The sequence below is a fragment of the Mesorhizobium sp. J428 genome (assembly GCF_024699925.1).
Classification (GTDB): Bacteria; Pseudomonadota; Alphaproteobacteria; order Rhizobiales; family Rhizobiaceae; genus Mesorhizobium_A.
In genome coordinates this window covers 32,794-49,660 of the sequence record NZ_JAJOMX010000003.1, presented here as the reverse complement: position 1 = coordinate 49,660, position 16,867 = coordinate 32,794, and the positions used below count along the sequence as shown (strand labels likewise).

Sequence of the window (16,867 nt, the reverse complement as noted above, 5' to 3'; positions counted from 1 at the left end):
TACGACGCCGCCCTGGCCAGATACAACGCCGAGCTGCGGAACCGCAGCCAGAACACCGGCGGAAATGCCGGCGGCGTTTACTGGCTGGGCGGCGGCCATTGAAGTTTGGTGACGGATCTCGCCGGCGATCGCGCCGCCTGCGTCACCAAACGCAGCACAACCGAAACCCGGCTTTCGCCGGGGTTTCTTTTTGCCCGCCCTGATGGCGCTGTTGCCCAATGACACAAGCTATGAAGAGGCCGGGGTTCCCCGGCCTCTTGGCCCCTGCTCGCCGGATCAGCTGGCCAGCGGCAACAGGACTTCCGGCATCCAGCCAGCATTTCCGAGCTTGTCCTCGGCGACGCTCGCGAGGGCTGCACGCTTCGCCTTGTCGGCACCGGCCGGCGCATGCTCACCCAGCAGACCAATCAGCGGCCCTTTCTTGAGCTTGCCGAAATAGTTGTCCGCCGTGGGCGTCCAGTGCGCGGCAACACTCGCCCCGAGGTCCGACAGCATGACCCGGCTGCGGCCTCCGTCGTTCCCGACGAACTGGCGCACGTCATCGAAACAGCAGGACGTGCAGTAGGCCAGCAGATCGAGGATTTCGGCCTGATCGGCAGCGAGGCACCAAGCCCATGCCGCGTCGAAGTCGTCCTCCTCCATCCGCCGCCCAGCTTTTCGGCCCACGTTTCGGCGCGCTGCTCCTGCTCGATGTGGATCGAGTACCTCCATCGCGGGAACGCGTCGGGTCAGTTCGCGATGGCATGCGGTCGTGCTGATGTGCAGCTGGGAACCGGTCCAGTGACGCGCCAGTGATCCCCAAAGCTGGAACGCCAGCAGGCGCAACGAATAGTCCACATTCTTCGCGAGCGCGTCGCGGATGACGGCACTGCGGATCGCGGTCAGTTCCTGCACAAGCGATTGCGGCTCGGTCTGGTCCGACCCGCCATTGCTGGCAGCACCCAAACCGCCCTCCCCTGCTTCACCGCCTTTCGCGATCTGCTGCGCGGCCTTCTTGTCGCCCGGACGGATCAGGCCATGATGGAACCGCGCCTTGCCGTCATGGCCGAGGCTCACGACGATACCGGTAAGGCGGGCAATGTCGGGATGCTCGCCGCTGCGGGCTTCCGTCAACCGGTCCAGTGCTTCGGAAACTTCCTCCTGCTGCGCATAGAGGGCTTCGCTGGCTTCGTCGTCGTCTTCCTTCTGATAGGCCTGTTCAAGACGCTCATGCTCGGCTTCCAGCCGCGCCCGCTCCGCCGCCTCGGCTTCGGTTTCCGGCCGCAGCACCGACGGCGCACGCGAATAGCCCTGATCGTGGTAAGTCTCGTAATTCAGCACCACGTCCACCCACGCCCCGCCTGCCTTGCTCTGCTCGTCCGCGCCGAGCCTTGCCGCCTTTTCGATGGCGAGCCGTTCCAACAGCCCGGCGTCCAGCAGCACCACTTCCACCTGACCATCGTCCATGTCGTCGCGAGCATTGGCGAAAAGATCGCGATGCACCGCCCCGCCTGCCTTTTCGTAGGCCTTCACCGTGACGAACCTCGCCCGCCGGTCACTCGCCCGCACACTGGCTTGCGACAGTTGGCGGCGGATTTCGTGCGCCCCCGGCACGCGACCCTTGCCAACGATGCTCTCTTGCAACGCATGATCGTCGGTGAGGGTCAGCGCCATGATTTGATCGAGGTCAATTTCGCCTGCCCTGAACCGCTCGAACACCGCCGGAGCCACGGATGCGAGCACTAGACGCCGCTTGACGTATGCCGGTTCGACGCCGAAGAACGCGGCGACCGCATCCGGAGACTTGCCCTGTTCGGTCAGGGCCAGAAATGCCGCGCACTCGTCCGCCGGGTGCATCGCTTCACGCTGCAGGTTTTCGGTAAGGCTGAATTCGACCGCTTCGCTATCGTCCACGACGACGCACGCCACTGCATGGCTCGCGCTCAAAACGCCTTCCGCCACCAGTTCCATCAACGCCTTGAGCCGACGCCCGCCCGCCACCACGCCGAACCCCTCGCCTTCCTTCACGACCACGAGGTTTTGCACCAAGCGGCCAGCCAGCGCCGCAATGCTCGCTTTCAGGTCGGAAACGTCGCCACTCGGTGCCCTGCGCACGTTCCGCGCCGACCAGACCAGATTGGAAACCGGGATGAATACGATCTCCGGGTTAGCCTCGCCCTTGACTGCGTTCTGCTCCGCTCCCACCACGCTCTTAGATGCAAGAGACGGCTTTTCGGATGCCGCCCTGGCGGCCTTCTTCGGGGTCTGCGACTTTTTCGTTTGCGTTGCCATGGTTCCCTCCTTCGGGGTTGGTGTTGATGCCACGCTCTTGAGTGCTTTCGACGTAGCGCCTCGATACGTCCGACCCGGGAAAGCAGGCGGGCAAGGGCTTGAGCGAAGCGCCCCTTGCGCGACTGCGAGGTCGGACGAACGTATGGCGCAGTCGAACGCACGGGCGGGGCAGCCGGCCCGAAGGTGCTATTGGCGTCGAAAAAGATGGCGCAGCCCGCAATAGGCGCGCTTAGGCGCGGTTCTGGCCCTCGCGGCCGCGTGCGGCCTCTCTTTGCCCTTGGCGCTCCGCAATGGCCGCTCTGGCGGCCTCTACGCGCGCCTCGTGCGCGGTGGTTGGTGCGGGCATAGCTCGCACCAGGTCGACGAGGCTGACGGCAAGCGCGCGATCGTTGGCGGACCCTCTCGCCAGCGCCTTTGCCATCTGCCCATACCCCAGCAGGACGCGCTTGCGCGTCACGCTGATTCTGTCTTGCGCAGGATTGGGATGAGCGCCCTTCCCCATCGCCTCGCGATTCGCTTGGTCTTCCTGCGTACGCGCGACGCGCGATTGACCGCCACGTTCGGCGATTCGGATCAATGCCTGGCGTTGTGCCTTCCGCACGACGCCCCGAGCCTTGCGGGGAGAAGCATTGGCGTCAACGCCTCTGTCGCGAAGCTCTTGGGCGAACTTCACGCGCCAGCGATGCAAATCGCCCTTGCGCGGGTTGAGCCGCGAACCGTCCAAGGCGGTTGCCTTCACCGTCAAATGGACGTGCGGATGTTTCTCGTCGTTGTGAGCGGCGAAACAGCATACTGGAAGCCCTGGAACTCATCAGCGGCGAAGGCACGCACAGCCGCCTTGACTTCATCCCGCGGGGTACCCGGAGGCATTGAAAGCATGATGTTGAAAGCCTCGCGCGGCCCGTCGTCGCCGTCGCTGGGAATGGAATGACCGCCATCGCGCCATGTATCGCGAACGCTGCGGACATCCTTCTTGCCGAGATAGGCGAGCCCTTGCTCGTCTTCGAGTTCCACAAGACCGTTGCGCGAGATGTAATCCATGTGCGCCTTGATTTGACGCATGTTTCGCCCGCCCCCGGTGATTTTGACCATGACTTCCGGCGACTTCCGCGCAATCCGTTCAAGGGTTGCGCGCCGACTTTCCCTGGTCGCCGGCCCCGTGGGTTTACCGCGCTTCGCCTTGGAGCCTGTGCCGGGCGCCTTACGGGGCGCTTTGACATGGCGGCCACGCGAATAGATCGGGTCTAGCTCGGCTCCGAATTCGTCAAGCCAATGGTCAATCGACGCGCTCATGCGAGGGGCCAGCGCTCCTGACAGGCGCGCATGAGGGCGGTGACGGCCTCGGTGTGCTGGGCGATGGTGCGCTCAATGTCCGCGACGCGCCTCGCGGGAAAGTCCTGCGCCTTGCGCTCGTTGAGCCTGCGAGCGATCTGGTTGAGGTTCCGACCGATCGCCTGCAGCTGGTAATTGGAGTTCGCGAGGACTTGGACCTCGGCGTCGCCGAACTGAGGTTCACGAGTAAGGGCGGCGCGGATCACGGCCGCAATCCAATCGCGCGGAGTGCGCTTGCCGTCCAGCCTGCGGCGGATGGCGTCCATTTCGGAAGGGATCAAGGTGATTTCGTAACGCCTGCGCGGCTCGGCCTGCGCTGGGGCCTGCGATGCGGCCAAGGGCTGCGAGTCATACGGCGGCCGTGCTGCTTTCAACTGTGCCTGGATGGCTGCGCGGATGGCAGCGCCGGGCTTGAGATTGCGCGCGGCGCAATAGGCCTCCCACGGCTCTTTCAGTTCGCCGAGGTAGAGATTGAGATAGGGGCTGTTCGGCTTCTCAGTGGTCATTGTGGGCCTGTCATACGCACCCGACAGGGTGCCAGAGGAGCGCTGTACGCGCGTACTCTACCGGCCTTCGGCCTATCCTGCAATAGCCCACTACGCGCCTCCGCTCCTTGGAAGGTTCCAAGGAGCTACGCCGCCCCTGCCCTCTTACGAGGCGCAGGGGTGGGCTATTCAGTCTGCGGTCACGCAGACGAGTTAAGCTGCGCCCGTTGGGCGACAGCGGCGGGCGCATCGCGCCTCGCCCATCAGGCGGCGGAAATGAAAAAGGGACAGGCATCGCCTGTCCCTTTTTCGGCCGATTTCTGACGCGCCCTACCCTACGCCGGCTATGGACCCGCCGGCCGGCACTCACGAGAAACGATTCTCGAGCCGATCCGCAAGCCGTGCCGCTCGAACTGACCTTGCGCGAGTTCGAGCGCGTCGGCCGCCGGGCTCACCGAGAAGTGGTAGGTGTCGGTCATCGGCTGCATGTTCGCCTGGGCGAATAGCACGCCGTCTGCGCCGAAAAAGCCAACGGTCAGCGGGAAATGGGTGTCCCGCATCCAGAACACGCGAGGTTCGGCCTTGGGCCAACTAAACAGCAGCCCCGGGCCTGCGTCGTCGCGGTTCGCGAGCCCGGTCGCCTGCGCTGCAACTGTCTTGGCAACCGGGACGGCAGGTAGGATCGCGCCGCCGGAAAAATGCAGGTCGCAGACCTCATCCGGTCCGGCGGCACTAGCGCTTGCTGCCGGAAGCGCTAGTACCAGGGCGAAGGCGGCGAGAACCGCCCTCACCCGTTTTCCTCGCTGAGGCTTTCGATGACGCAGTCCGCGGCGGAGACTTCCGCGTTCTCGCCGTTCTCGTAGCGAATATGCACCAGACCCGTCGAAGTCGGTTTGCGATTCAGCAGGATGGCAGCGCTTCGACCGTCGATGGTCACCAGCAGCAATGGCTTGCGCATCAGCGTCGGGTCGGACGCGACTTTCCCCCTCGGCCAGCTGGTGCGACCTTCCTCGGGAGGTTCGCCGCCCTCACCGCCTTCCCCGTTGTTGCCCCTGCCGTCAGCACTTGCACCCGGCTTTGTCTTGGCCGGTTTGCCTTCGTCCTTAGCCACGGTGGCTGATCCTCCATGGCCGCCATCAGGGCCGGAACCTTGGAACATTCCAAGGTTTCCGCCGCCGGAGATACCGCTGCCGTTCGGCGGCTGCGGCGGTTCTTGGCTCGTACCATTCTTGAGCGAGGTGGAAAGCGCGGACACGGCCGCCCGCGTCACCTCTTCCGCTTGCTCCACCCATGCATCCACTTCGTCGGGGTATTTGCCGTGAAGCGTAGACAGGTCATAGAGAATTTTCGGCGACGTACAGCGGCCGCTCGCATAGAGCGCTTCGATTGCGGCCGGTGGGTCGATCAGGGCCAGATGGTAAGTGATGAACGACGCATCGACTCCGAGTTCCCGGGCTATCTTCGCGTTCCTGTCACCGTCCTTCTTTTTGCGGTTGATGAACAGTGCGAGTTCCATGGGCCGCAGGTCTTCGCGCTGCAGGTTTTCGATAACCTGATCGTAGTCGTCGTGCTGCTGATCGACGAAAGCGGGGATTTCCTCGCGGCCAGCGTCTATCGAAGCACGATAGCGACGCTCGCCGTAGTTCAAGATCCATTTGCCGGGCTTGTCCGGGTGAGGGCGCACCGAAACCGGCGACTTAACGCCGCGCGCCTTCACGGAAGCGACCATTTCGGCCATCTTGACCGGATCGAACGACTTTCGCGGCTGGTTTGGATCGACTTCGATGTCGGCGAGACGGATCATCAAAGGCTCGCCGGCGGCGGTGGCCGGGGTAGGGGGCGCTTCATCGAGCGCAGAAAGGTCGAGCGCCATTATGCAACCTCCATCAGTTGTGCGATTTTGTCGAAGACGGGGCGCATTTCGCGCCAAGCGTCGCGGCCGGACGTTTTGCCGAGCCGCCACACCGGCACGCCGGCCGCTTGCGCCTCGGCGATCGCTGTCGATTTCTTGATTGCAGCGAAGCCGGGCGACATTGCGATGAGGTATTTCGGGTACGCCGTGGAAAGGGCGCGGAAGTTGTCGCGCTGGAACGGCGTCGGCTCCACTTTGTTTGGCAAGATGCCGAGGAATTTCAGCTTCTTGTTGAGCGTTGCCTGAATTCGCCGGATGCCGATATTTTCGTGGTTCAACAGGTCGCCGATCCCATCGATGGCCTCCTGGTTGAGTTCGATCGGCGCGAGCACGTAATCGGCGACGACGAGCGGAGACAGTTGGCGGATGTCCGGATTCGGGTTCGTGTCGATGATGCAGACATCGAAACTGTCTGCAACGCGAGCCAGGAACGCCAGAAGATTCGAGGCGTAGGCGTTGTGTTCCGCCGCCTTCTTTTCCATCTTGAGCAAGTCGCCATCGCCCGGGACCAAGACAAATTCAGCGTGCTCGATGTCGGCTTTCGGGTCGGTCAGGAGCTTGCTGCTGGTCGTAGCGGACACGACGCAAAAACCGCCGGTTCTCAACGCTTTGGTGGTGTTGCGCTGGTGGTCGAGGTCGATCACCAGGACGCGCTTGTTCATGGGTTGGTTGATCGGCTGGCTAAAAAAATAAGCCAGTTGACAGGCGACGGCGCTTTTGCCGACGCCGCCCTTCTGATTGGCCAGGACAATCGTTTTCATCCGTTGCTCCGTAGGAAATTGCGAACTGTCGTCTCCGAAGTCGTCACGCCGTTGGTTTTGAGGTAGGCGACGACTTGTGCGAAGGTGTAACCCTTCTCGCGAAGGGTCTGCATGTCGTTGAGAAAAGAGGTGAGGGGGTGCACCGCCAGCTTGGGCTGCTCTTTTTGCATGAATGCTTCGAGCCGCTTCCGCTCGGTCATTCGTTCGGCCATTCGCTCGGCCTTCTCCTTAAACCGCGCCAGAAGCACGCGAGCGTGCTTCGGCGTAACGGCGTGTTTCGCCGCCGTTTCCGGCAGCGAAACACCATCCACGAGAATGTGGCGCGCGATGGCCAGCGATTTTTTGGACCATCGACACGACGCCGCTACAGCTGCGAACTGCACGGCGTCCATCTGTGGCACTGTCCCTTGCGTCATGGTTCAGTTTGCGCCCTGGCGCTCTTGCAGCTCGGCTCGCTTGATCGAACCCGGCGCACCGAATTCGAAATCTTCGACCCGGAAATCGAAGCCATAGACGGTCTCGCCAGTCTTGCTGTCCTGGTAGTCGTTGTTGCGCAACGACCACTGGACGATCAGCTGATCGCCCCTGCGACAGTTTTCGGCGATGGCTTCGCCCTTCTTGTTGAAGGCCACGAACTGGACCCTCACCGCGCGTTCGAGGCTGTTGTTGTTGTCGTCCTTGCCCGCGTACTCGTTGGAAATCAGCGTGAACCTGCAGACGGCGCCAGATGCCGTTCTGCGCAGAGCCGGCGCGTCTGCGAGGCGGCCGGCAAAGGTATTGCTTTGCATGGATTTCTCCGATGGAGCGACGGAATTCGCCGCGAATCAAGTATAACAGAAGGGAAAACAAACAGACAACAACTAGACAACAATCCGGAAAACAGTTTCCGTGGGCTGAGCATCCAAAATCGAGGGGATTTTTCCATCTTCTTCGCCAGTTCACCGCCAATTCGCGCGGGCTGAAAAGCGAGCTGCAAAACCGCAGCGCCGCCCCGAAAAGACAAATCGCACCAAAAGCGCCTGGGAGGCCCTAGGAGCGTGACCGCGCCGGCGGCCGCTTCGCTCCACCTGATGCGCTAGAGCGCCTTCCACGGTCGAATGCGAGCCGATTTGAGCCACTTAAAACTCAACGGTCGCCCCCATTTTTTTCAAAAGCCATTGCGGCGGTTCTGCCGGGCTCGACGTTGGAAGTGTGAGTTCTGGTGGTTGATGGAAGATCAAGTAGTAGACCAGTGCCCGTAGGGCACGCTATTGGAGGCGGCTTGCCGCCGACAGGCCGTCGCCAATGGCGACGGGGCGGAGCGCCGAAGGCGCGGAGGGTAGGTGTTGTTGTGAGCTTCTAGCTGGGGGAGTGGTTGATTGAAGTGCTCTAGCTACAGGTATAGATATAGGTAAATCTGAATCAATATAGGGAGAGTTCACCGCCTGCGCGAAATCCGTTTTTTTTTCAATGCTTTAACGCTCATTTTCGATTCCGGACGCAAGACTGTTTCAGCGTCTGGGCATAAGAGTGTTTCAGCGTCAGTTTCTGTGGACAAGCGTGTTTTCCGCAATGAATCCAAGAGATTGCACACAAGACAATTTCAGCGTGGATAACGTCTTTGATCCACAGGGTTATGCACAGACTTACCCACCGCTTATCGCCATGATTGCGATATGGCAGTGGCTGCCGAGGGACCATGTGAAAGGCCCGGCGGTAGCCGGGCCTGCGGAGGGCAGCGCTTAACAGTATTGACTACGGCCGTCGGCGTAGCATGAAGCGCGGTTTGCCCTTGAGGACGGCGCAGCCTTGATCGAGGAATTCGGCTGCGTTCTCAATCTTCTCTCGTATCTGCTGCGCCTCCGCAGTCAGCGTGTCGAATTGCTTGGCCCTGGCGATGCTCTCCCGCGCTTCCTGGATCTTGTCGTCGTCCGCACCAACGTAGTCGCGGCGTCGCGGTTGGCCGGGCTGCTGTGGGTAGAGCAGATAGAGGTAGCGGGGGGCGCCATTGCCGTCCGGCCGCCACCACTCCGTTGCGTAGATCAGTCCGGCAGCTTTGAGTTTCGCAGTCTGACCTACGAGGTCGACGTTGGCCTCAAGCTCTTCGAGCGTTGGCAGCAGGTCATAGATCAGGTTTTGCAGCTCGCCGGTAAGCGAGCCCTGTACCCCTCATCTCCTGGGCGAGAGGTCGGGCCATGGCGATTACCGCTCCCGATCCACGACAGCGGCCCTTTCGGTAGGCGAGGGGATCTCCGCGCCGAACGCCACGACCTGAAGCGCAACCTTGTCTTCGATGCTCATCGCGTCGAACTCTTCGGCGGTCATTGTGGCGTCGGTGTCGACGTACTCGATCCAAATATCCCAGCTGGCGGCGATTTCAGCGTAGGTCGGGGTGCTCATGGCTTAGATTCCCAGGGCGAGGCGGCCGGCGTAGTAGACGGCCAGCACCACCGCGCCAGCCAGCAGCAGAAATAGGCCCGCCGCCTGGACATAGACGAACACAGTTCCGACCGCCAACGCGCCACGGATCACACGCGTCGCGAAACCCACCACCAGATCATCGAAGAACTTCATACCTCCTCCTTTGCCGTCGTTTCGGAATGGTGACGACACAACGCCACAATAGCATATTTTGGCGATGTTGTGTCACCACTTATCGGAATGTCAACCCCTCGTTTTTGCGAGGGATTCGAGACCGACCAGCTTCTCACTGCAGACCGCTTTTGCTCCGCTGCTTTGCGAGTTGCCTTAGCCGGAACAGTGGCTCTCTGCCGTCATAGGTCGCGGCTGCAGGCGACCAGGACGGAACCGTCCATCGATTTCCGCTGCTTCGCCGAGAGCCCTGAGCCGTTGCCCGGGGATCAGCCGCGGATCGAGCTGCAGAGCGCAAAGGCGACGCCAGAAGCGCAGCGTAGGCGTTGGCGAAGCTACCTTTGTGCCGGCAGCGACGCGGCTACGATCAGGGCACGCGCCTCGGGACACGGGGATAGAGCGGTGAACGACGAAACCGCATGGGAAATTGCGCCAATAAGGGGTCGGCTCCGGCTGAGGGCGGAATCCTACGTTAAGGGTTTTATCAATGTCCTACGTTTAGCGGCGGCTTCAGGGACCAGATTGCTCACCAATTGCTCACCCGAGCCGATTAATTCGCTCAGCCATGGCTTTGAGGGCGCTTTGCACGATGAGTTGGCTTTGGGGAGCAACGTCTGAAGAGCGAAACAACTCGACCAGGCGCTGCAAATCCGCGCCCCATTGCCGTTTCAGGCTGTCGAGTTGGTCGACGTGACGGGCGAAGTCACCGCAATCCACGGCAGACTGGAAGGCACGTTCGAGATCGGCCGCACTGGCCATCAATGCAGCCAAGCTCCGCTTCAGCTTCTCGGGAAGTTCAGGCAGATCGCGGTAGGGGTGCGTTCCCGCCTCGATCATTTGCTGATTTCTCTCGGACATGGACTCCATCATATCCGCATAGCGATAGAAGCCCGGATAGCGCTGACACAGGTTCGACAGCACCTTGTCCGAAGCCGTGTCGTAAATCTGCTGAAGACCCTGCATATAGCCAAGCATATGATGGACGACCGCCGCTCCTTGAATGCCCTGCTTTTCCAGTTGTCGCATTCGCAGATCGATGGCGGCGGCGATCCGATGGTTTTCTTGTGACATGGAATAGCTTTCTGAATAGGGCTAGAGATTGGTCAGGTCTTCCGGGAACTGACCGCCTCTCTGGACGAATTGGCTCCAGGTTTCCTCGCCACGTTTCGAGACGACCCGGTGTGCAGGATCATCGTCATCAGCCTCAAGCAGGCCAAGACGTACGAGCGGTGCGACCGTCTTGTCACCGAATTGCTTTTCATAGGTGTGCCCGGGCACGACAAGCATCCATCCCGATGTTCCGCGTTCGGTGATGGCAGGGACAAGGCGTCCGCCTCGGGCGGGCCTGTCGCCGCGCGAAAGCGTGAACAGGCAGATGCTCCAGAACGCGTTTCTTGGACGTGGCGGTATCAACGCCCAATCCATTGGCCCGTTGTCTGGATATTCGATTATGGGAGCGGGCCTGTTTTCGCCGCCGTTGATGCCTTCCCGGTAGGCCCTCTCAAGCGCATTGGCGATTGCGCCCGCCGTATCGACGGACAGACCGTATTTTCGATTGTAGCGGTCTTTCGCAACGATTTCCCGGGCAATTTCCCTGAAGCGCGCCTTGCGATACGGATCGGGCCGAGGCAGTCTTACTGGCTTGGTCATAATGCGGTCTCCACCTGTGGAGCCTCAGAAGACTTGCGGCGCTTGACGATCTCCGCGACGGTATTCTTGCTGATGCCGAGATCGCGAGCGATCCATCGGTAGCTGCGACCTTCGGCGCTCAACGCAATGACCTTCGGTGCGAGCCGATCGGATTTAGGACGTTGTCCAGATTGTCGGCCGAGTTTCTTACCGCGTGCCTTTGCTGCGGCCAGGCCTGATTTCACGCGCTCGCTCAGAAGATCGCGCTCGAACTGAGCGATGCCGGCGAGCAGGGTCGCCATCATGCGGCCGTGCGGTGTGTCGAGTTCGAAGGTCATGCCGCTCATGGCGACAACCGAGACCTTCCAGCCGGCCAGTTTGTCGAGTGTGTTCAGCAGGTCTTGTGTGGAACGGCCCCAACGCGACAGTTCCGTCACGAGGACGGCATCGATTTGCCTGGCCTGGGCCAGATCGATGATCCGGTTGCGGGCAGTCCGGTTTGCCGATGCTCCGGAGGCGGTTTCCTTGAAGACGCCGAGGACTTCATAGTCGCCGCGCTCCGCGAACGCGGTCAGTTCATCGACCTGCCGCTCACAGGACTGGTCGGCGGTCGAAACGCGGCAGTAGATGGCGGCGCGCTGTCCCAATAGAACCCCTTTGGATTTTGCCCTTGCAAGCCGTTGATTTTGCTGGTCCGATTTTTGTCCAAAACAGACTAATGTTCAAGAGGGACGATTGTTTATGCCTCGACGCCAAATTCTGACCGAGCGACAGCGCTCCGCACTCTTTGATCTGCCGACGGACGAAGCGTCACTGTTGCGGCACTACATTTTGTCCGATGACGATCTCACCCATATTCGGGAGCGACGCCGAGCGCGCAATCGTTTCGGCTTTGCCCTGCAACTGTGTGCCCTGCGCTATCCCGGTCGGCTGCTGTCCCCTGGAGAGCTTATCCCGCAAGAGCTGTCCCGGTTTCTGGCAGCGCAGCTTGGGCTGAGCGTCGGGGACCTGGCCGAATACGCGGCGCGGGAGGAAACACGCCATGAGCATCTGGCCGCGTTGCGCATGATCTACAGCTACAGGAGCTTTGCCGGTCGTGGCGCCCAGGAACTGCGGGACTGGCTTGCCACTCAAGCCGAAGACGCGCGTTCAAACGAGGACCTCGTGCGCCGGTTTGTCGAACGATGCCGCCAAACCCAGATCATTCTTCCGGCAATCACGACGATCGAGCGGTTGTGCGCCGATGCTCTGGTGGAAGCCGAGCGCCGGATCGAGATGAGGATTGCCGAGCGTCTTGATCAACCCATGCGTGACCAGCTCAACGCGCTGCTGACGGAAATGGTCGAGGGCAACATCAGCCGCTTCATCTGGTTGCGCAAAATCGAGACCGGCGACAATTCGGCCATGGCCAATCGTTTGCTCGACAGGCTCGAATTCCTGCAAAACCTCGCTCTCGACCCACAGGTGCTGGCCGGTGTTCCGCCACACCGGGTTGCTCGGCTCCGCCGACAGGGTGAGCGGTATTTCACCGATGGTTTGCGCGATATTGGCACAGACAGGCGTCTGGCTACACTCGCTGTCTGCGCGGTGGAATGGGCCGCCGCGACCGCCGATGCCATTGTCGAAACCCATGATCGAATCGTCGGCAAAACCTGGCAGGAAGCCAAACGGCTCTGCGACGGACGAGCCGCAGATGCCAGGACCGCCGTAACCGATACCTTGCGGGCCTTTTCCGGTCTCGGCATGGTGATGCTCGAAGCGCGAGACGACGGCACCTCCCTGGAAGCGGCGATCGCCACATCACCAGGCTGGACGGAACTGGAGAAACTGGTCGCCACTGCCTCGCAACTCACCGATACACTTGCCGCCGATCCGCTGGCCCATGTCACGCAAGGTTTTCATCGCTTCCGGCGTTATGCGCCGCGTATGCTGCGCAGGCTGGATATCAAGGCGGCCGCCGTGGCCACGCCGCTCATGGAGGCGATTGCCCTGGTCAGGGGAAAATGCGATCCACCGTCACTGCCTACAGCTTTTTTGCGATCGACCTCCAAATGGAACCGGCATCTCAAAACGCAAGACGAAGGCGACAATCGTTTGTGGGAGGTGGCGGTCCTGTTTCACTTGCGCGACGCATTCCGCTCCGGCGATGTCTGGCTTGCGCACTCACGCCGCTATGCCGATCTCAAACAGGCACTGGTGCCGATGGCGGCCGCCCAGGCCACGGCAAGATTGGCGGTTCCATTCGAAGCCGAGGCGTGGCTTGCCGATCGCAAGGCCAGAATGTCGGACGGGCTGAAACGCCTGGCGAAAGCTGCCCGAACCGGGACCCTTCCGCTCGGCAGCATCGAGGACGGTGTCCTGCACATGGAACGCCTGACAGCAGTGGCGCCCAAGGATGCCGACGAGCTGATCCTCGATCTTTACCGGCGTATGCCGGAGGTGCGCATAACCGACATTCTACTGGATGTTGAAGCGGCGACGGGGTTTGCCGATGCCTTCACCCATCTTCGCACCGGCGCACCCTGTCAGGACAAAATCGGTTTGCTGAATGTGATGCTTGCCGAAGGCCTCAACTTCGGACTGAGAAAGATGGCCGAGGCTTCAAATACCCATGACTACTGGCAATTGTCGCGCCTGTCGCGCTGGCATGTCGACAGCGACGCCATCGACCAGGCTCTCGCCATGGTCGTCGCGGCCCAGGGGCGTTTGCCCATGGCCCAATTCTGGGGAATGGGCACTTCGGCTTCCAGCGACGGTCAGTTCTTCCCGACCGCCCGACAGGGCGAGGCGATGAATCTCGTCAACGCCAAATACGGCAACGATCCCGGCCTGAAAGCCTATACGCACCTGTCAGATCAGTTTGCCCCTTTCGCAACCCAGCTCATTCCGGCAACCGTCAGCGAGGCACCTTACATTCTCGACGGACTGCTCATGAACGAGGCCGGCCAACGCGCATAGGGAGCAATATGCCGATACCGGCGGCTTCACCGATCATGTCTTCGCCACCGCCTCGATCCTCGGCTACCGCTTCATCCCCCATATCCGGGATTTGCCATCGAAGCGCCTTTATGTGTTCAACCCCGCCGGGACACCGAGCGAGTTGCGCGGCCTGGTCGGCGGCAGGGTCAGGGAAGACTTGATCGTCTCGAACTGGCCCGACATCCTGCGCAGCGCCGCGACCATGGTCGCCGGCATCATGCCGCCGAGTCAGTTGCTGCGAAAATTCGCATCCTATCCGCGCCAGCACGATCTCGCGCTCGCCCTTCGTGAGGTTGGCCGCATTGAGCGTACGCTCTTCATCATAGAATGGATCCTCGATGCCGACATGCAGCGGCGGGCTCGTATCGGCCTCAACAAGGGCGAGGCGCATCACGCGCTCAAGAATGCCTTGCGCATCGGCCGGCAAGGCGAAATCCGCGACCGAACGACTGAGGGCCAGCACTATCGCCTCGCCGCCCTCAACCTGCTTGCCGCCATCATCATCTACTGGAACACGGTGCATCTTGGTCAGGCCGTCGCGCAACGTAGCAATGCCGGCCTCCCCGTACCGCTAGAATTGCTCTCCCATATCTCGCCGCTTGGATGGGCGCACATCCTGCTGACCGGCGAATACAGATGGCCAAAAAATGGCAGCAGGCAATCTATTTTGGGGAGGTGAACAAGATCTGGAAAAGCTCCTCCGCTCGCTTCAACCCTTCATCCGTCAGAACGACAGATTTCGCCTTATTGACCGGATCGGCAATCAGCCCCTTGCGGTGCAACCGATCCAACGCATCCCAGTCATGCCCCCTCCAGGCTCGCCGCTCGTCATGCACCGTCAGCCACAGCAGCCCCAAAACCGCATCATCAATTCTATCGATATCAACGTCATCCATGCCGCCAAAACTACCACAAAGCGCTCAAAATCACTCGCTTGCTATCCAATTCAGACCAGAAATCCCTTAACGTAGGATTCCGCCCTCAGCCGGAGCCGACCCGCACATGGCCGTCCTTATGTTCGTGGATCTGATCGCGGGTCGGCCGCACTGCGGCCCCGGCGTGGTGAACTTCGGCCCGCATCGGCTGCGTAATAAGCCACCCGTGGCGGGTAGGATGCCGGTAGATTTTCGACGTGGCATCGATGAAATTCATGCGGGCAGCCTGTTGTAAGGACCGTTTATGTGACGCACGAGCCGGCCATCTCTGCCGTAGCGGCCGTTTCTACGAGAGAAACGAAGCGCGTCGCCAAACCGGCACGCGCATTCATACACGCGGCAAGGGATGTGATAGGCGAGCGACGACATCTCGCCGTCCAGCAGCGCCCTCTCAAAACCACGGACGAGCCGTGCGGCTCGGTATTGGGAGCGCCAGTGGGCGCGGATAGTGTTTGTCTGCATGTCCTGCTCCCTGTTGGCGTGAGCCAATTATAGCAGGAAGCGCGGCGCGTGTTATTACAATGAACATACATTGTAATAACAGCCGATGAGCGGTATCCTCCACTCAGTGCCGATTCTCAGGAGAATGTAATGTCCGAAGTGTCAGAAGTCACCATCACGTTCCGCGTTCCGCGCGATCTTAAGGATGGTTTCGCCAAGATCGCCAAGAACAACCATCGGAATTCGTCCCTGCTCTTGCGCGATTTCATGCGCGAAACGGTCGAATCCGGCGGCCGAAATGTCGCTCCGCTCACCGATGCTCAGCAACTGGAAAGAGCGCGGGCGGTTGCCTACGGTCAGGCCTCGGCCGCGCTTGAAGGCTTCCCCGTCTCTCCCGAAGCGGCAGACCTCGGCAAGCGCTTTGTCTCTGGCCAGATCGAGTTGAGCGAATTCGCGGCCGCCAGCCACGGTGCCGGCCGTGGCCGCTGAAACCGAGCGGTCGGAGCTTCGCGAACGCCTTGAGGGTTTTCATACCTCCAAGCGGCTGACCGAGCTTTACCTCTCGCCTGTCGGGGGAAACTTCGACAGCGCGCATCTGCGCGAAATCAATCGCCGGATCTTCCAGGACTTGCCCGCGGCCGGATTTCCCGAAGTGAAGCCCGGCCAGTTCCGCGAGCCGGCTCCGGCAGGCATGGATTGGGTGAAGCATCGGCAGCTGGACGGGCTGAATGTTATCTCCCACGTCGCCTACTCGCCGATGGACAACGCCTCGATCGCGCGTCTCGACGACGCCCTGCAGCAGATCGACGTTGCCAAGCTGTCGCGCCTCAAGACAACACCCTTCGTCCGCGCCATCGGACGCCTTTATTCCGAACTCGACTACATCCATCCGTTTCCGGATGGAAACAGCCGCACGCTTCGCGAATTTACCCGCGAGCTGGCCGAGGCCTGCGGCTACAACATCGACTGGACCCGCTTTGCGGCCCATCCGAACGGACGCAACCTGCTCTACGTCGGCCGAGACCTGGCTGTGAACGAACTGGCGATGCCGCATCTGCGCAACGACCAGACGCGGCGCAGCGTGGCATTCACTCAGGACCAGCTTGCGGGGAACCGCGACCTTACCGACCTGCTGCGCGATGCCGTGCTGCCGGGCCGCGCTATCGCCTTCCGGAAGCTGCGCGAGCCTGCAGCTCTTGCCGCCTTTCCGGAACTCGCAACCGCCTTCGAGACAATGCACAAGGCCGAGGCCTTCAGCCGCGAGAAATATGCAGACGATGCCGGACAGCGGCGCGAATTCATGGACGCCGTGCGTAAGACGGTCCTTGAACGCCTGGACGCCGGACACACGAATGATTTCGGGATGAAGAAGAACAGGCCGCAGGAGGCGGAACGCGTCCGTTCCCCTCCTTCGGGAGAACGCGACAGATAAGAAAAAGCCGACAGGTCGCACAACCTGCCGGCTTTGGCCACCATCGAGTGATTGAGGACTGCAATGATGACGAAAAACCACTCTAGCACAGGTATCTAGACCGATCCAGTTACGTTGAC

At 61.2% G+C, this 16,867-nt stretch carries 18 protein-coding genes and 1 pseudogene; 3 read left to right on the top strand and 16 right to left on the bottom strand.

Annotated elements, in window-relative coordinates; genetic code table 11:
• Positions 1 to 276 precede the first annotated feature (276 nt).
• From LRS09_RS27415 to LRS09_RS27350, 14 genes are all read right to left on the bottom strand, one after another.
• Positions 277 to 2,271: a ParB/RepB/Spo0J family partition protein gene (locus LRS09_RS27415; RefSeq protein WP_257810399.1), complete on the bottom strand. Its 1,995-nt coding sequence runs from the start codon at positions 2,269 to 2,271 to the stop codon at positions 277 to 279.
• A gap of 229 nt (positions 2,272 to 2,500) precedes the next feature.
• A complete protein-coding gene (locus LRS09_RS27410) occupies positions 2,501 to 2,728 on the bottom strand; it encodes a hypothetical protein (RefSeq protein WP_257810396.1) in 228 nt (75 codons plus the stop codon).
• 284 nt (positions 2,729 to 3,012) lie between these two features.
• Complete coding sequence (locus tag LRS09_RS27405; RefSeq protein ID WP_257810395.1) at positions 3,013 to 3,564, bottom strand: hypothetical protein; 552 nt, start codon at positions 3,562 to 3,564, stop codon at positions 3,013 to 3,015.
• Entirely contained in the window at positions 3,561 to 4,109 is a 549-nt protein-coding gene (locus LRS09_RS27400) for a MobC family plasmid mobilization relaxosome protein (RefSeq protein ID WP_257810350.1), read from the bottom strand. The genes LRS09_RS27405 and LRS09_RS27400 overlap by 4 nt, the downstream gene beginning before the upstream one ends.
• A 323-nt stretch (positions 4,110 to 4,432) precedes the next feature.
• Complete coding sequence (locus LRS09_RS27395) at positions 4,433 to 4,879, bottom strand: DUF192 domain-containing protein (protein ID WP_257810349.1); 447 nt, start codon at positions 4,877 to 4,879, stop codon at positions 4,433 to 4,435.
• On the bottom strand, positions 4,876 to 5,961 hold the full coding sequence (locus LRS09_RS27390) for a ParB/RepB/Spo0J family partition protein (RefSeq protein ID WP_257810348.1): 1,086 nt from the start codon (positions 5,959 to 5,961) through the stop codon (positions 4,876 to 4,878). The genes LRS09_RS27395 and LRS09_RS27390 overlap by 4 nt, the downstream gene beginning before the upstream one ends.
• Positions 5,961 to 6,761 carry a ParA family protein gene (locus LRS09_RS27385; protein WP_257810346.1) on the bottom strand — a complete coding sequence of 267 codons (801 nt, stop codon included), beginning with the start codon at positions 6,759 to 6,761 and terminating at the stop codon, positions 5,961 to 5,963. The genes LRS09_RS27390 and LRS09_RS27385 overlap by 1 nt, the downstream gene beginning before the upstream one ends.
• Positions 6,758 to 7,153 (bottom strand): hypothetical protein, encoded by a 396-nt coding sequence (locus LRS09_RS27380; RefSeq protein ID WP_257810344.1) that lies wholly within the window; start codon positions 7,151 to 7,153, stop codon positions 6,758 to 6,760. The genes LRS09_RS27385 and LRS09_RS27380 overlap by 4 nt, the downstream gene beginning before the upstream one ends.
• Before the next feature lie 27 nt (positions 7,154 to 7,180).
• Positions 7,181 to 7,549: a single-stranded DNA-binding protein gene (locus tag LRS09_RS27375; protein WP_257810342.1), complete on the bottom strand. Its 369-nt coding sequence runs from the start codon at positions 7,547 to 7,549 to the stop codon at positions 7,181 to 7,183.
• Positions 7,550 to 8,942: 1,393 nt separating this feature from the next.
• Complete coding sequence (locus tag LRS09_RS27370; protein ID WP_257810388.1) at positions 8,943 to 9,140, bottom strand: hypothetical protein; 198 nt, start codon at positions 9,138 to 9,140, stop codon at positions 8,943 to 8,945.
• Positions 9,141 to 9,143: 3 nt separating this feature from the next.
• Complete coding sequence (locus LRS09_RS27365; protein WP_257810339.1) at positions 9,144 to 9,314, bottom strand: hypothetical protein; 171 nt, start codon at positions 9,312 to 9,314, stop codon at positions 9,144 to 9,146.
• A gap of 555 nt (positions 9,315 to 9,869) precedes the next feature.
• Entirely contained in the window at positions 9,870 to 10,403 is a 534-nt protein-coding gene (locus LRS09_RS27360) for a hypothetical protein (protein WP_203195501.1), read from the bottom strand.
• Positions 10,404 to 10,424: 21 nt separating this feature from the next.
• Positions 10,425 to 10,982, bottom strand: a complete 558-nt coding sequence (locus LRS09_RS27355; protein WP_203197005.1) for a hypothetical protein — start codon at positions 10,980 to 10,982, stop codon at positions 10,425 to 10,427.
• Positions 10,979 to 11,608 (bottom strand): recombinase family protein, encoded by a 630-nt coding sequence (locus LRS09_RS27350; RefSeq protein WP_203197004.1) that lies wholly within the window; start codon positions 11,606 to 11,608, stop codon positions 10,979 to 10,981. Before LRS09_RS27350 ends, LRS09_RS27355 begins: the two co-directional genes overlap by 4 nt.
• A gap of 94 nt (positions 11,609 to 11,702) precedes the next feature.
• Between LRS09_RS27350 and LRS09_RS27345 the strand changes: the two are divergent.
• Positions 11,703 to 14,619: pseudogene (locus tag LRS09_RS27345) on the top strand (Tn3 family transposase).
• Here LRS09_RS27345 and LRS09_RS27340 read toward each other — a convergent pair.
• Together LRS09_RS27340 and LRS09_RS27335 are read right to left on the bottom strand one after the other, a co-directional pair.
• Positions 14,603 to 14,836, bottom strand: a complete 234-nt coding sequence (locus tag LRS09_RS27340) for a DUF6429 family protein (RefSeq protein ID WP_203197002.1) — start codon at positions 14,834 to 14,836, stop codon at positions 14,603 to 14,605. The pseudogene LRS09_RS27345 and the gene LRS09_RS27340 sit on opposite strands and share 17 nt — an antisense overlap.
• An 85-nt stretch (positions 14,837 to 14,921) precedes the next feature.
• Positions 14,922 to 15,092 carry a hypothetical protein gene (locus LRS09_RS27335; RefSeq protein ID WP_257810364.1) on the bottom strand — a complete coding sequence of 57 codons (171 nt, stop codon included), beginning with the start codon at positions 15,090 to 15,092 and terminating at the stop codon, positions 14,922 to 14,924.
• Positions 15,093 to 15,466: 374 nt separating this feature from the next.
• Here LRS09_RS27335 and LRS09_RS27330 point away from each other — a divergent pair, with 374 nt between their 5' ends.
• Entirely contained in the window at positions 15,467 to 15,805 is a 339-nt protein-coding gene (locus LRS09_RS27330) for an antitoxin VbhA family protein (protein WP_257810365.1), read from the top strand.
• Positions 15,795 to 16,748, top strand: a complete 954-nt coding sequence (locus LRS09_RS27325; protein WP_257810366.1) for a Fic family protein — start codon at positions 15,795 to 15,797, stop codon at positions 16,746 to 16,748. Before LRS09_RS27330 ends, LRS09_RS27325 begins: the two co-directional genes overlap by 11 nt.
• The last annotated feature ends 119 nt before the right edge of the window (positions 16,749 to 16,867 follow it).